The organism is Nocardia higoensis NBRC 100133 (assembly GCF_000308595.1).
Lineage (GTDB): Bacteria > Actinomycetota > Actinomycetes > Mycobacteriales > Mycobacteriaceae > Nocardia > Nocardia higoensis.
Genome location: NZ_BAGA01000091.1, coordinates 79,904 through 93,895 on the forward strand (window position 1 = coordinate 79,904; position 13,992 = coordinate 93,895).

14 protein-coding genes are annotated in these 13,992 nt (G+C 68.9%); 3 read left to right on the forward strand and 11 right to left on the reverse strand.

Annotation, left to right across the window (positions count from 1 at the left end):
• Positions 1-9 precede the first annotated feature (9 nt).
• The 7 genes from carB to ON26_RS16710 form a co-directional block, all read right to left on the reverse strand.
• Positions 10-3,342, reverse strand: coding sequence for a carbamoyl-phosphate synthase large subunit (carB, locus tag ON26_RS16680; protein WP_040797075.1), 3,333 nt, complete (start codon positions 3,340-3,342; stop codon positions 10-12).
• On the reverse strand, positions 3,342-4,460 hold the full coding sequence (carA, locus tag ON26_RS16685; protein ID WP_040797076.1) for a glutamine-hydrolyzing carbamoyl-phosphate synthase small subunit: 1,119 nt from the start codon (positions 4,458-4,460) through the stop codon (positions 3,342-3,344). The genes carB and carA overlap by 1 nt, the downstream gene beginning before the upstream one ends.
• Positions 4,457-4,954: a PH-like domain-containing protein gene (locus ON26_RS16690; protein WP_040797105.1), complete on the reverse strand. Its 498-nt coding sequence runs from the start codon at positions 4,952-4,954 to the stop codon at positions 4,457-4,459. The genes carA and ON26_RS16690 overlap by 4 nt, the downstream gene beginning before the upstream one ends.
• 5 nt (positions 4,955-4,959) lie before the next feature.
• The gene (locus ON26_RS16695; protein ID WP_040797077.1) at positions 4,960-6,273 is read right to left on the reverse strand and encodes a dihydroorotase; all 1,314 of its coding nucleotides are present in this window, start codon (positions 6,271-6,273) and stop codon (positions 4,960-4,962) included.
• Between the two features lie 25 nt (positions 6,274-6,298).
• Positions 6,299-7,258, reverse strand: a complete 960-nt coding sequence (locus ON26_RS16700) for an aspartate carbamoyltransferase catalytic subunit (RefSeq protein WP_040797078.1) — start codon at positions 7,256-7,258, stop codon at positions 6,299-6,301.
• A 2-nt stretch (positions 7,259-7,260) separates the two neighbouring features.
• Positions 7,261-7,905 (reverse strand): bifunctional pyr operon transcriptional regulator/uracil phosphoribosyltransferase PyrR, encoded by a 645-nt coding sequence (pyrR, locus tag ON26_RS16705; protein ID WP_040797079.1) that lies wholly within the window; start codon positions 7,903-7,905, stop codon positions 7,261-7,263.
• A 165-nt stretch (positions 7,906-8,070) separates the two neighbouring features.
• A complete protein-coding gene (locus ON26_RS16710; RefSeq protein ID WP_245545879.1) occupies positions 8,071-8,958 on the reverse strand; it encodes an SAM-dependent methyltransferase in 888 nt (295 codons plus the stop codon).
• Between the two features lie 127 nt (positions 8,959-9,085).
• Between ON26_RS16710 and ON26_RS16715 the strand changes: the two genes are divergently transcribed.
• The 3 genes from ON26_RS16715 to ON26_RS16725 all read left to right on the forward strand — a co-directional run bounded on the left by ON26_RS16715 (position 9,086) and on the right by ON26_RS16725 (position 10,983).
• Entirely contained in the window at positions 9,086-9,712 is a 627-nt protein-coding gene (locus ON26_RS16715) for an alpha-ketoglutarate-dependent dioxygenase AlkB (protein WP_040797081.1), read from the forward strand.
• Positions 9,713-9,773: 61 nt separating this feature from the next.
• A complete protein-coding gene (locus ON26_RS16720; protein ID WP_051027154.1) occupies positions 9,774-10,223 on the forward strand; it encodes an SgcJ/EcaC family oxidoreductase in 450 nt (149 codons plus the stop codon).
• Positions 10,224-10,290: 67 nt separating this feature from the next.
• A complete protein-coding gene (locus tag ON26_RS16725; RefSeq protein ID WP_040797082.1) occupies positions 10,291-10,983 on the forward strand; it encodes an HD domain-containing protein in 693 nt (230 codons plus the stop codon).
• Positions 10,984-11,135: 152 nt separating this feature from the next.
• Here ON26_RS16725 and ON26_RS16730 read toward each other — a convergent pair whose 3' ends face one another.
• The 4 genes from ON26_RS16730 to ON26_RS16745 form a co-directional block, all read right to left on the reverse strand.
• Positions 11,136-11,399 carry a YciI family protein gene (locus tag ON26_RS16730; protein ID WP_218000593.1) on the reverse strand — a complete coding sequence of 88 codons (264 nt, stop codon included), beginning with the start codon at positions 11,397-11,399 and terminating at the stop codon, positions 11,136-11,138.
• Entirely contained in the window at positions 11,396-11,902 is a 507-nt protein-coding gene (nusB, locus tag ON26_RS16735; protein WP_040797108.1) for a transcription antitermination factor NusB, read from the reverse strand. Before nusB ends, ON26_RS16730 begins: the two co-directional genes overlap by 4 nt.
• Positions 11,903-11,987: 85 nt before the next feature.
• Complete coding sequence (efp, locus tag ON26_RS16740; protein ID WP_040797083.1) at positions 11,988-12,551, reverse strand: elongation factor P; 564 nt, start codon at positions 12,549-12,551, stop codon at positions 11,988-11,990.
• A gap of 34 nt (positions 12,552-12,585) precedes the next feature.
• On the reverse strand, positions 12,586-13,713 hold the full coding sequence (locus ON26_RS16745) for a M24 family metallopeptidase (protein ID WP_051027155.1): 1,128 nt from the start codon (positions 13,711-13,713) through the stop codon (positions 12,586-12,588).
• Positions 13,714-13,992 lie beyond the last annotated feature (279 nt).

Consider the following 13,992-nt stretch of genomic DNA (forward strand, 5'->3'; position numbering starts at 1 on the left):
CCTGCCGATTCACCCGCGCAGCGCCGAATGCAGTTCCTGCAGGGACCGCACCCCGATTCCGCCGTTGATGCCTGCCTCGATGCCCTGTACCGCGGCCGCCGCGCCCTGCACAGTGGTGATGCACGGGATGTTCGCGCCCACCGCGGCGGTGCGGATCTCGTAGCCGTCCACGCGCGGACCGGAGTTGCCGTACGGGGTGTTGAACACCATGTCGACCTCACCGTCGCGGATCTGCTCCACGATGGTCGGCTCGTCGGCAGGGCCGGGCTCGGAGTGCTTGCGCACCCGCTCGCACGGAATACCGTTGCGGCGCAACATCTCCGCGGTGCCCTCGGTGGCCAGCACCCGGAAGCCCAGGTCGTGCAGACGCTTGACCGGGAAGACCATCGCCCGCTTGTCGCGGTTGGCGATGGAGACGAACACCGTGCCCTCGGTGGGCAGCGAGCCGTAGGAGGCGGTCTGGCTCTTGGCGAAGGCGGTGCCGAAATCGGCGTCGATGCCCATCACCTCGCCGGTGGACTTCATCTCCGGGGACAGCAGCGAGTCGACCCCGCTGCCGTCGGCGCGGCGGAACCGGTGGAACGGCAGCACGGCTTCCTTGACCGCGACCGGCGCGTCCATCGGGACATGTCCGCCGTCGCCCTCGGCGGGCAGCATGCCTTCCTTGCGCAATTCGGCGATGGTGGCGCCGAGCATGATCCGCGCGGCCGCCTTGGCCAGCGGCACCGCGGTGGCCTTGGAGACGAACGGCACCGTGCGGCTGGCGCGCGGGTTGGCCTCGAGCACGTAGAGCACATCGTCCTTGAGCGCGTACTGCACGTTGAGCAGGCCCTTCACCCCGATGCCCTTGGCCAGCGCGACGGTCGAGCGGCGCACCGCCTCGATATCGCTGCGGCCGAGGGTGATCGGTGGGAGCGCGCACGCCGAGTCGCCGGAGTGGATGCCCGCTTCCTCGATGTGCTCCATCACACCGCCGAGGAAGACCTCCTCGCCGTCGCACAGGGCGTCGACGTCGATCTCGATGGCGTCTTCCAGGAAGCGGTCGACCAGCACCGGATGATCGGGGTTGAGCTCGGTGGCACGGGAGATGTAGCCCTCGAGGGACTTCTCGTCGTAGACGATCTCCATGCCGCGACCGCCGAGCACGTAGGACGGGCGCACCAGCACCGGGTAACCGATGCCAGCGGCGATCTTCTTGGCCTGCTCGACCGTGGTGGCGGTGCCGTACTTCGGCGCGGGCAGCCCAGCCGCGACCAGCACGTCGCCGAACTCGCCGCGGTCCTCGGCCAGGTCGATGGCGGCGGCGCTGGTGCCGACCACCGGCACACCGGCGTCGGTCAGACGCTGCGCCAAGCCGAGCGGGGTCTGTCCGCCCAGCTGCACGATGACGCCGACCACGGTGCCCGACTCGCTCTCGGCGTGGTAGACCTCGAGCACGTCCTCGAAGGTCAGCGGCTCGAAGTAGAGCCGGTCGGCGGTGTCGTAGTCGGTGGAGACGGTCTCCGGGTTGCAGTTGACCATCACCGTCTCGTACCCGGCCTCCGACAGCGTCAGCGCCGCGTGCACGCACGAGTAGTCGAACTCGATGCCCTGACCGATGCGGTTCGGGCCCGAACCCAGGATGATGACCTTCTCGCGTTCGCGCTGCGGCGCGACTTCGCTCTCGGCCGCCGGATCCAGCTCGTAGGTCGAGTAGTGGTACGGCGTCTTGGCCTCGAACTCCGCGGCGCAGGTGTCGACGGTCTTGTAGACCGGCCGGATGCCGAGGCGGTGCCGCAGCGAGCGCACCCCGCTCTCGCCGGCGAGCTCGGGACGCAGCGCGGCCAGCTGCCGGTCGGACATGCCGTAGTACTTGGCGCGGCGCAGCAGCCGCTCGTCGAGCACCGGGGCGTCGAGCAGCTCGGCGCGCAGTTCCACCAGCCCGGCGACCTCGGCGACGAACCACGGGTCGATGCCGGACGCGGCGGCCACGTCCTCGATGCTCGCGCCGTAGCGCAGAGCGCGTTCGACCTGGTAGATGCGACCTTCGGTGGGCACGCGCAGATCGGCGAGGATCTTGTCGATCGCCCCGGCGACGTCACCGTCGACCGGCGCCCACGGGCCGTCCTCCTGGGTCCAGAATCCCGCGGCCTTGGTCTCCAGCGACCGCAGCACCTTGCCCAGCGCCTCGGAGAAGTTGCGGCCGAGCGACATCGCCTCGCCCACCGACTTCATGGTGGTGGTCAGGGTGGCGTCGGCACCGGGGAACTTCTCGAACGCGAACCGCGGCGCCTTGACGACGACGTAGTCCAGCGTCGGCTCGAAGCAGGCCGGGGTCTCCTTGGTGATGTCGTTGACGATCTCGTCGAGGGTGTAGCCGATGGCCAGCTTGGCGGCGATCTTGGCGATCGGGAAGCCGGTGGCCTTGGAGGCCAGCGCCGAGGACCGCGAGACGCGCGGGTTCATCTCGATGACGATGAGACGGCCGTCGGCCGGGTTCACCGCGAACTGGATATTGCAGCCGCCGGTGTCGACGCCGACCGCGCGCAGGATGGCGATGCCCAGGTCGCGCAGCTTCTGGTACTCGCGGTCGGTGAGCGTCATGGCCGGCGCGACGGTCATCGAGTCGCCGGTGTGCACGCCCATCGGGTCCACGTTCTCGATCGAGCACACCACCACGACGTTGTCGCGGCTGTCGCGCATCAGCTCGAGCTCGTATTCCTTCCACCCGAGGATGGATTCCTCGATGAGGACGTTGGCGGTCGGCGAGGCGGCCAGGCCGCCGCCGGCGATCCGGTCCAGGTCCTCGTCGTTGTAGGCCATGCCCGAGCCGAGGCCGCCCATGGTGAACGAGGGGCGCACCACGACGGGGAAGCCCAGCTCGGCGACGGTTTCGCGCACTTCGTCCATGGTGTAGCAGACCCGCGAGCGGGCGCTCTCGCCGCCGACGGAGGCGACGATGTCCTTGAACTTCTGCCGGTCCTCACCGCGCTGGATGGCATCGAAGTCGGCACCGATCAGCTCGACGTCGTACTTCTCCAGGACACCGCGCTCGTGCAGCGCGACCGCGGTGTTGAGCGCGGTCTGGCCGCCGAGGGTGGCCAGGATGGCGTCGGGGCGCTCCTTGGCGATGACCTTCTCGACGAACTCCGGGGTGATCGGCTCGACGTAGGTGGCGTCGGCGAACTCCGGGTCGGTCATGATCGTGGCCGGGTTCGAGTTGACCAGCGAAACGCGCAGGCCCTCGGCCTCGAGCACCCGGCAGGCCTGGGTACCCGAGTAGTCGAACTCGCAGGCCTGGCCGATGACGATCGGGCCCGAGCCGATCACCAGGATGTGGCGTAGATCCTCGCGGCGTGGCATCAGGCTCCTTCCATGAGACCGGCGAAGCGGTCGAACAGATATGCGGCATCGTGCGGACCCGCGGCGGCCTCGGGGTGGTACTGCACCGAGAACGCGCGGCCGTCGAGCAGGCGCACGCCCTCCACGGTTCCGTCGTTGGCGCACACGTGGCTGACCTCGGCGCGGCCGAACGGGGTGTCGAACTGCTCGCCCTTCTCGCCTTCGAGCGCGAACCCGTGGTTCTGCGCGGTGATCGAGATGCGGCCGGTCTCGTGCTCGACAACCGGGATGTTGATGCCGCGATGGCCGAACTTCATCTTGTAGGTGTTGCGGCCCAGCGCACGGCCCAGGATCTGGTTGCCGAAGCAGATGCCGAACAGCGGCAGACCGCGTTCGAGCACGCCCTGGGTGATCGCGACCGCGCTGTCCTGGGTGGCCGGGTCGCCCGGTCCGTTGGACAGGAAGACCCCGTCCGGCTTCAGCTCGAGCAGCTGGTCCAGCGAGGTGGTGGAGGGCACCACGTGCACCCGCAGTCCGCGCTCGGCGAACATGCGCGGGGTGTTGGTCTTGATGCCCAGGTCGACGGCGACCACGGTGAAGCGGGGATCGCCGTCCGGCTCGATGGTGTAGATCGAGTCGGTGGAGACCTCTTCGGCCAGGTCGGCGCCCAGCATCGAGGGCTGGCCGGTGACCCGGGCAACCAGTTCCTCGGTGCCCGCCAGCGCGTCGCCGGAGAAGATGCCCGCCTTCATCGACCCGCGGGTGCGCAGGTGGCGCACCAGGGCGCGGGTGTCGATCCCGGCGATGCCGACGATGCCCTGCTCGTCCAGTTCCGCGGGCAGCGTCGTGGTGGCCCGCCAGTTGGAGGCCAGTCGCGCGGGGTCGCGCACGGCGTACCCGGCGACCCAGATCTTCTGCGACTCGTCGTCCTCGTCGTTCCAGCCCGTGTTGCCGATCTGCGGAGCCGTGGCCACCACGATCTGGCGGTGGTAGCTCGGATCGGTCAGGGTTTCCTGGTACCCGGTCATCGCGGTGCAGAACACCGCCTCGCCGAGGGTCTGTCCCACCGCACCGTAGGCCGTGCCACGGAACACCCGGCCGTCCTCGAGCACCAGGGCAGCAGCAGAATCTGCGCTCATCTGTCGTCTTCTTTCGTCATCGACGCGGCCCACGCCGGGTACACCGTCTTGTCGTCTCCCCGGAAACCGGTATCGATCTCGGTTCCCGTCGGCAGCTTCCAGCGAATTACCAGCACACCATCTTCCGTCATCACCTTGCCCGCATGCCCGCGTTCGGTGCGGATCGCCGTCACGGATTCACCGGGAATCCAGATCGTCGCCGCCCCGTCGCGTTCGAGCAGAATCCCCCGTTCGAACTTCGTCAGTTCCGCGGTGGCGCGGAACCCCAGATCCCCCACCGCGATCCGGTCCTGCCAGCTGGGCGCGATGGTGCTGCCCAGATACAGGCCGGTCGTCGGTTCCAGTACCTGTGCGCCCAGGTCGGCGGGCACCGGCGGCAGTTCACCGATGCGCTCGGCCTGCCGCGCGGCCCGGTTCACCCAGCCCCGGTACATCCCCCACACGCCGAGCGCGAAAAGGATCACGCAGATGAGCACCCAGAGCGATCTCTCCAGATCCACTATGCGCTCCCCACATTCTGCGGCTGCGCCGCGACCCCGTCGCGTGCGGTGATCCGCCCGCGCAAGAGCGTGGCCGTGACCTTGGCGGGCAGGGTCATCTCCGCGAACGGGGTGTTCTCGGAGATGCTGGCCAGTTCCTTCGCCCGCACGCTCCACGTGACGTCCGGATCCACCAGGGTCAGGTTGGCCGGTTCGCCGACCTCGATCGGCCTGCCGTGATCATCGAGACCGACGATCTGGGCGGGCCGTTCGCTCATCACTCGCGCCACTCCGCGCCAGTCCAGCAGACCGGGACGCACCAGCGTCTCCACGATGATCGACAGCGCGGTCTCCAGGCCGAGCATGCCGGGGCGGGCGGCCGCGAATTCGCAGCATTTGTCCTGCTCGGCGTGCGGGGCGTGGTCGGTGGCGACACAGTCGATGATGCCCTCCGCGACGGCACGGCGCAGCGCCTGCACGTCGGAGGCCTCACGCAGCGGCGGATTGACCTTGTTGACCGCGTCGTAGGTCTCCAGCCGCGAGTCGTCGAGCAGCAGGTGGTGGGGGGTCACCTCGGCGGTGATCGAGATGCCCTGCGACTTCGCCCACTTCACCAGCTCCACGGTGCCCGCGGTGGAGGCGTGGCAGATGTGCACACGAGCACCGGCGTCACGGGCCAGCAGCGCGTCACGGGCCACGATGGACTCCTCGGCTGCGCGCGGCCAGCCCGTCAATCCCAGCCGAGCCGCGGTCGGGCCCTCGTGCGCGACCGCGCCCTCGGTCAGTCGCGGCTCCTCGGCGTGCTGGGCGATCAGCACGCCGAGGGAGTGCGAGTACTCCAGCGCGCGCCGCATGATCAGCGGGTCGTAGACGCAGTGCCCGTCGTCGGAGAACATCCGCACGCCGCCGACACCGGCGGCCATCGTGCCCATCTCGGCGAGCTGCTTGCCCGCCAGGCCCACCGTCACCGCCCCCACCGGATGCACGTCGACCAGGCCGACCTCCTGCCCCCGGCGCCACACGTGGTCGGTGACGACGACCGAGTCTGCCACCGGGTTGGTATTGGCCATCGCGAACACCGCGGTGTAGCCGCCCAGCGCCGCGGCGGCCGAGCCGGACTCGATCGTCTCGGTGTCCTCGCGGCCGGGTTCACGCAGGTGGGTGTGCAGATCGACGAACCCGGGCAGCAGCACCTGACCGTGCGCCTCGACGATCTCGGCATCCACCACACCCAGATCGGTTCCGATCTGGCGTATCTCGCCCTCGTCGATGAAGACGTCGACCGGTTCGCCCTCGCCGTAGATCAGGGCGCCTTTGATCAGCAGCCCGCTCATACCGTCTCCTCCCGATCGAAATCGTTCACGCGATCGCCTCCTGGGTGCCCACCAGCAGCCGGAACAGCACCGCCATCCGCATGTGCACGCCGTTGGTGACCTGCTGCAGCACCGCCGCCTGCGGCGAATCCGCCACGGCGGAGGCGATCTCCATACCGCGCAGCATCGGTCCCGGATGCATGACGACGGCGTGCTCTTCGAGCATCGCCAGCCGCCGCTCGGACAACCCGTAGTTCACCGCGTACTCGCGGGCCGACGGGAAGAACCCGCCGTTCATACGTTCGGCCTGCACCCGCAGCATCAGCACCGCGTCGGCGCCGGGCAGTTCCGCGTCGAGATGGTGCGAGATCCGCGCGGGCCAGCTCTGCACACCCACCGGCAGCAGTGTGCGCGGCGCGACGAGCACCACCTCCGCGCCCAGCGTATGCAGCAGGAAGACGTTCGAGCGGGCCACCCGGCTGTGCAGGATGTCGCCGACGATCAGCACCCGCTTGCCCTCGATGTCGCCGAGCCGCTGGCGCAGCGTGAGCGCGTCGAGCAGCGCCTGGGTGGGATGTTCGTGGGTGCCGTCGCCGGCATTGATGATCGCCGGGCCGGTGGTGCGGCCGGTCTCGCGGGCCCAGCCGTCCATCCAGCGCGCGATCTGATGGGCCGCGCCCGAGGCCGGGTGGCGCACGATCAGCGCGTCGGCGCCCGCCGCGTGCAGGGTCAGCGCGGTGTCACGTAACGATTCGCCCTTGGACACCGAGGACGAGCTCGCGCTGACGTTGATCACGTCGGCGCTCATCCACTTGCCCGCCACCTCGAAGGAGACGCGGGTGCGGGTGGAGTTCTCGTAGAAGACCGTCATCACGGTGCGCCCGCGCAGCGTGGGCAGCTTGTGCACCTCGCGGCCGAGCAGCGCCTGCTCGAAACGCTCGGCTTCGTCGAGTAGTTCGGTGGCCGCGACTCGATCCAGATCGGTCACGCTCAACAGATGTCGCATGCTCACGCTTCCTCGTGGTGGAGGTACACACCGTCGCGACCGTCGTGTTCGGTCAGCAGCACGGAGATGTCCTCGGTGCGCGAGGTCGGCACGTTCTTGCCCACGTAGTCGGCGCGGATCGGAAGCTCTCGGTGTCCGCGGTCGACCAGCACGGCCAGTTGCACGGCGCGGGGGCGGCCGAGGTCGCGCAGGCCGTCCAGGGCCGACCGCACGGTCCGCCCGGAGAACAGCACATCGTCGACGAGTACCACGAGTGCGTCCTCGATCCCGCCCACGGGCACCGACGTGCGCTCGAGCGGGCGGTGCGGACGGGTGCGCAGATCATCGCGGTAGAGCGTGATGTCGAGGGACCCGAGCGCGGGACGCACGCCGGAGAACTCCTCGATCTTGTCGGTGAGCCGCGCGGCCAGGGTGGTACCGCGGGTCGGGATGCCGATCAGCACCACGCGCGGCGCGCCCGCCTCGCCCGCGTCCAGCGCGGTCTTCTCGATGATCTGATGCGCGATGCGCGCGATGGTCCTGCCGACATCGGAAGCGGACAACAGCTCCCGGCCCGAGGCCACCCAATCGGGTGTGTGGCGCTGTGACTGCTCGGCAGACTTGGCAGTCTCGGCAGACCCAGCCGCCCGATCTCCGGGCACGGCCATGCCGACCTCCTTCCCCGCCTCACCGGACGGTCCGTTAAAGGATGTCTTACGGATTGCAGCCTAACAGCGGCCCGGACGGGCCTTTCAGCAGGCACAGCCGGGTGTGAGCCGCCCCACGCCGGATCGGTGAGCGGGGCCACGGCGGGTCGCCGGTGAGCCGGACCGCTATCGCCGGACCGCGAGCACGATGCCCGCTTCGGATTCGCCGGTGGGCACGCCACGGCCGAGCGGGGCGATCAGTTCGTCCCAGGAGCGGAAGCTGGTGCGCCATCCCCGCCGTTCGAACCCGGGACGCACGTCCACGCCGAGCCCGCTCTCACCACCGGCCGGCCTGCCGCCACGGACCAGCGCGCCCAGCGCCGCGTATCTCGGCTGCTCCGCCGACACCGCGAACCGGCCGATCTCGAACGTACTGCCCGGCGCGGAGAGTGCGGTGATCGTGTCGACGACCGCCCATGCGGCATCGGTGGCGAGATAGCCGAGCACGCCTTCGTCGATCCAATGGGTCGGCATGTCCGGGCGGAAACCGCTGTCGCGCAGCGTCTCACCCCAGTCGCCGCGCAGATCGGCGGACAGCGTGATCCGCTCGCAGACCGGTACCGCCGCGGCGCGGTCGAGCACCGACTCCTTGAAGGCGAACAGTTCGCGCAGGTCGATCTCGTAGAACCGGGTTCGCGAAGTCAGCGGCATACGGAACGCGCGAGTGTCCAGCCCCGCGCCGAGCAGGACGAACTGCTCGCAGCCTGCGGCCGCCGCGGCGGACACGCTGTCGTCGACCAGCCGGACCGCGCAGGTGCGCCCCTCGTAGAACACGTCGGCGAGTTCGAGCATGCTCGCCCACCGGTCCTCGCCGTCGGGCGTACCGGCGAACTGGGCATGAGCGACATGGACGAACAACCGCGCGAACGGGTCGTCGTAGAGGCGGTCGGGCCGAGCCGATTCACGCGCGCGGATCACCGCCACGCCGATCGCCGTCATCGCCACCCCCGCCATCGGCGCCCTGCCGTACTCGACCATCCCCACTCTCCCCGCCGATCCCACCGCGACCGTCACCGCTCGCTCCCACGTCCTGTCGACGCTAAGCGAATCCGGCCCTCCAGTCCCGCGAATGGCCATGATGTCCGATTTTCGCCGATCTACGCGCTAGCACATACGTTCGAACAGGTGTAACGTCGCGCAGGTGACGGCATGGCTGCAAGGCTCCCTGCTCGACGGATTCGGCGAGGTCGAACTCGGCTCGCTCGATACCCTCCGCCGCACGGAACTCGGCGACGGCGCGTGGGTCGACCTGCTTCCCGGCTGGCTCTCCGGCGCCGACACGCTCTTCGACCACTTGGCGCGCGGGGTCCCCTGGCAAGCCGAGCGGCGACCGATGTACGACCGCGTCGTGGACGTGCCGCGGCTGCTCTGCTTCTATCCCGAACACGCCGAACTGCCGGATCCGATTCTGGCCGAGGCGCGCACCGCGCTCAGCGACCATTACCGCGACGAACTGGGTGAACGCTTCCGCACCGCGGGCCTGTGTTTCTACCGGGACGGCCGCGACAGCGTCGCCTGGCACGGCGACACGATCGGCCGCGGCGCCACCCACGACACGATGGTCGCCATCGTCTCGCTCGGCGCACCGCGCGCACTCCTGCTGCGCCCCCGCCGCGGCGGGGCCGGCATCCGATACGAGCTCGGCCACGGCGATCTGCTGGTCATGGGCGGCTCCTGCCAACGGACCTGGGAGCACGCGGTACCGAAGACTCGCAAGCCGGTCGGCCCCCGCATCAGCGTCCAGTTCCGCCCGCACGGCGTGCGCTGAGTCGATCTCGATCGGACCGAGGCATTGACCTCGACCATTGTTCAGGTGCGAGGCTTCGGCCATGCGCATCCGACATCAGGGACCACTGATCACCGCCCATGACGATCAGGACCACGCCGCCGACGTCACCGCCATCGAGCAGATCATCCGTCGCGTCGAAACGGCCTACAACACCAACGACGCCGAACTGATGACCGCCGACTTCACCGCCGACGCCTCGGTGGTGAACGCCCTCGGTATCCAGATCCGCGGCTACGACGCCCTGTTGGCCGCCAATCGCGCCGGGCTCGCCGGTTTCCTGAAGGACGAGTACGTCCGCTACGACCTCAGCGACATCACCTTCCTGCGGCCCGACGTCGCGATCGCGCACAAGACCGCGCGGGCGACCACCGCCGACGGCGAACTCCTGGACCGCGAACCCGCCATGATCGCCGTGTACGTCCTCGTCCGGCAGGACGGCCGATGGCAGACCGCGGCCCGGCAGAACACCCTTGTGCCGCAAGCGGATTGACGACGGATATCGGTTCTCCTCGTGGCGGTGTGCGCGCCTCGCGCCGGCATGTCGATACATTGGCGGGATGAGCAATCCGGGCGCGGAGGTCCTGGCCGTGATGCCACTGCACACGATCAGCGAGGTCTACGGCGAGGCAGGCCTGCGGGAACGACTGTTGCACGAGATCGCCGCGCTGCCGGATCCGGCGCGGCCGACCGAGGCACTCGCCCTGGCCGCCGAGCTGCATCGGGACGACCGATACGGCCGCGAGCCCTACCTCACTCATCTCCTGCGGGTCGCCATCCGGGTGATCAGCCACTACGAGGTACACGACCCCGATGTGGTGGCCGCGGCGCTGCTGCACGATTCCATCGAAGACCACACGGCGAAGCTGGGCGCGACCCGCGAGCAGGCGCTGGACGTGCTGGCCGGGCAATTCGGCCGACGGGTCGCCGACATCGTCGCGGCGGTGACGAATCCCGAGCGCGATCCGGCCGTCGACCGCCACACGCAGTACCGCGAGCACATCGTCGAAGCGCTGGAGCACGCCCCGTGGGCCCGCGTGGTGAAACTCTCGGACTTCACCGACAACGGCGTCGGCATCCTCTACGCCGACGCCGCGGCCATGCCGAAGCTGGCGGCCAAGTACCGGCCGCTGACCGACGTCTACCGCGATCTGGTCAACCGCGCGGACACCCCGCTGGCCGACCACGTGAAGCGCTACATCCTCGACCAGCTGGACCACGCCGAGCAGCGGTTCGACGCGATCCTGCCCTAGCTCGCACCGCCGGCTTGACCTCGACTGCACTCGAGGTTGCAGAATCGGGTCCGCGTCCACTCACTCTCCCCGGACGCACACCGGTGCGGTTCGCCGACCCGGCGGCTCCCACCGGTCCGTACACCCACGGTGGGAGCCGGACCGGCGGCGCCTCACGCGAAGACGGTGATCTCCCACTCGTGCACGGTGAGTTCGGAGGCGCCGGTGGTGTGCAGCGGATCGGCGAACGCCAGTTCGCGTGCCGCGTCGAGGTTTCGGGCGAGGAGTACGTACGCGCCACCGCTGCCGTCGCCGAACTTCCCACTCTCCACCAGCAGACCGCGTTCGAGCAGGTCGGCCAGGAAGTCGCGGTGCGGCTGGATCACCGCGTCGTCGTAGTGCGGCGTGCGCATCGCCATGACCAGGTACTTGATCACGCTTCGGGTTCCTGACGCGGAGTCCGCGTGGCCGCGGCGGCGGCGCGCACCTGCGGCGCGACCAGCACCACCTGGCCGAGCACGCCGTTGACGAAGGACGGGGAATCGTCGGTGGACAGTTCCTTGGCCAGTTCCACCGCTTCATCGACGGCCACCACCGGCGGCACGTCGGTCGCGTGGAACAGTTCCCACACGGCGACCCGCAGGATCGCACGATCCACGGCGGGCAGCCGCGACAACGTCCAGTCCTGCAGATACGACTCGATGGCGCTGTCCACGCGCTCGAGTTCGTCGGCAACGCCCTCGACCAGCGTGCGGGTGTAGGCGTGCAGCGGCGCGACCGACTGATCACGAGTGGCCAGGTCGCCGCGTTCGATCAGCAGGTCCGCGGCGTCGACGTCGCGGGCCTCTGCCTCGAACAACAGGTCCACCGCCCGCCGCCGCGCCTTGTGCCGGGCGCCGAGCTTCTTGTAGGACTTCTTGTCCGCAGGCTGTTCGACCACAGTCACATCATCCCGTCTGTACACATGGAAGCGGTAGCCGGTCCCGCCGTGAGGCGAATCCGGCTACCGCCGTGGAAGTTGTCGATCAGGCGTTGACCCGGCCGAGGTAGCTGCCGTCGCGCGAGTCGATACGCAGCTTGTCGCCGGTGTTGATGAACAGCGGGACCTGGACCTCGGCGCCGGTCTCCAGGGTGGCGGGCTTGGTGCCGCCGGTGGAGCGATCGCCCTGCAGGCCGATGTCGGTGTGCTGGACGACCAGTTCGATCGACACCGGGAGCTCGACGTAGAGCGGCGCACCCTCGTGCATGGATACCTGCACGGTCATGTTCTCCAGCAGGAAGCGGGCGCCGTCGCCGATGGTCGCCTCGGAGATGGAGATCTGGTCGAAGGTCTCGCCGTCCATGAAGACGTAGTCGGTGCCGTCGTGGTACAGGTAGGTCATGTCGCGACGGTCGACGGTCGCGGTCTCGACCTTGACGCCGGCGTTGAAGGTCTTGTCGACAACCTTGCCGGACACGACGTTCTTCAACTTGGTCCGCACGAAAGCGGGGCCCTTGCCCGGCTTGACGTGCTGGAATTCGACGATCTGCTGGAGCTGACCGTCGATCTTCAGCACGAGGCCGTTCTTGAAGTCGCTGGTGTCCGCCACTGTCCTCGGATCTCCTAGTTCTCGGCTACCGTCGTCAGTCGACGACGGTCAGGTCTTTGCTGGTGTGGGTGAGCAGTTCGGGGCCCCCTTCACGAACCACGAGCGTGTCCTCGATCCGGACGCCGCCGCGGCCAGGAAAATACACACCGGGCTCGACGGTCACCGCCACGCCGGTCAGAAGTGTACCGGGCGCGTTCTTGGCGATTCCGGGCGCTTCGTGAATGCGCAATCCGACCCCGTGACCGAGTCCGTGTACGAACAGATCGCCGTGGCCTGCCGCCTCGATCACCGACCGGGATGCGGCATCCACCTCGGCGGCCTGTACGCCCGGGCGCAGCGCCTTGCGTCCGGCTCGCTGCGCTTCGGCGACCAGGGCGTAGACCTCGCGCTGCCAGTCCGAGGCCGAGCCGAGCACGAAGGTACGCGTCATGTCGGAGTGGTAGCCGCCGACGACCGCCCCGAAATCGATCTTCACGAAGTCGCCGGGGGCGAGCACCGCGCCGGTGGGCCGATGATGCGGCACCGCCGAATTGGCGCCGGTGGCCACGATCGTCTCGAAGGACACCGCCTCGGCGCCGTGCTCGAACATCGCCCACTCCAGATCGCGAGCGACCTCCCGTTCCGTGCGTCCCGGCCGCAATCCGCCGCGCTCGAGCAGCGTCGCCAGCCCAGCGTCTCCGGCCGCACACGCCCGCCGCAGCTGTTCGATCTCGTACTCGTCCTTGACCGTGCGCAACTGTTCGACGAGTCCGGGAGTGGCGACCAGATCCAACCCGGTGCGCTGGTCGACCAGCCCGCGATGCTGGTCGACGGTCACCACGTGGCTCTCGAATCCGACCCGGCCGAGCTGCCATTCGCCGGCCAGTTCCACGATCCGGCGAGTTGTCGCGCGGGCGATCTCGCCGCGCAGATCCGGCACCTGGGCGGCGATCTGATCGCGATAACGGCCATCGGTGCCGATCACGGTGCGCTCCTCGGCCTCGGGCATATCCCAGGAGTGCACCAGCAGTGCGGCATTGGAACCGGTGAAGCCGGTGAGATATCTGATGTTCACCAGGTCGGTGACCAGGAGTGCGTCGACTCCGTTCTCCACCAGCAGGCTGCGCAGCGCACTTCGGCGCGCGGCATAGTCGGGCGCCAGTCCCGCGCGATCTGCAGACATGTTTCCACGCTACCGCCCGACCCCTCCGGTACGAACATCGGCGGCACCGCATCCGGGAACGCAGATCATCGCCCTGATCTCGGCAACCGCCCCGGAAGACCCGAAATCAGGTCCACCGCTTGTTCACAACTCGATCCTTCATCCACATCCACCTTTCCGGCAGCGTCGCGGCGGCGCCGGCTCCGGCACGCTGAATGCCATGACCGCCTTGGCTTTCGCCCTGTTCACGCTCTGGTGCACGACACTCGCCGTCATCGACGTCCGGGCCCGCAGGCTGCC

What these genes read in the sequence shown, in the direction of transcription:
- ON26_RS16745 (WP_051027155.1), bottom strand. Translation starts at nt 13,713, where the DNA reads ATGTCTGCAGATCGCGCGGGACTGGCGCCCGACTATGCCGCGCGCCGA.
- pyrR (WP_040797079.1), bottom strand. Translation starts at nt 7,905, where the DNA reads ATGGCCGTGCCCGGAGATCGGGCGGCTGGGTCTGCCGAGACTGCCAAG.
- carB (WP_040797075.1), bottom strand. Translation starts at nt 3,342, where the DNA reads ATGCCACGCCGCGAGGATCTACGCCACATCCTGGTGATCGGCTCGGGC.
- ON26_RS16700 (WP_040797078.1), bottom strand. Translation starts at nt 7,258, where the DNA reads ATGCGACATCTGTTGAGCGTGACCGATCTGGATCGAGTCGCGGCCACC.
- ON26_RS16695 (WP_040797077.1), bottom strand. Translation starts at nt 6,273, where the DNA reads ATGAGCGGGCTGCTGATCAAAGGCGCCCTGATCTACGGCGAGGGCGAA.
- ON26_RS16725 (WP_040797082.1), top strand. Translation starts at nt 10,291, where the DNA reads ATGAGCAATCCGGGCGCGGAGGTCCTGGCCGTGATGCCACTGCACACG.
- carA (WP_040797076.1), bottom strand. Translation starts at nt 4,460, where the DNA reads ATGAGCGCAGATTCTGCTGCTGCCCTGGTGCTCGAGGACGGCCGGGTG.
- ON26_RS16720 (WP_051027154.1), top strand. Translation starts at nt 9,774, where the DNA reads ATGCGCATCCGACATCAGGGACCACTGATCACCGCCCATGACGATCAG.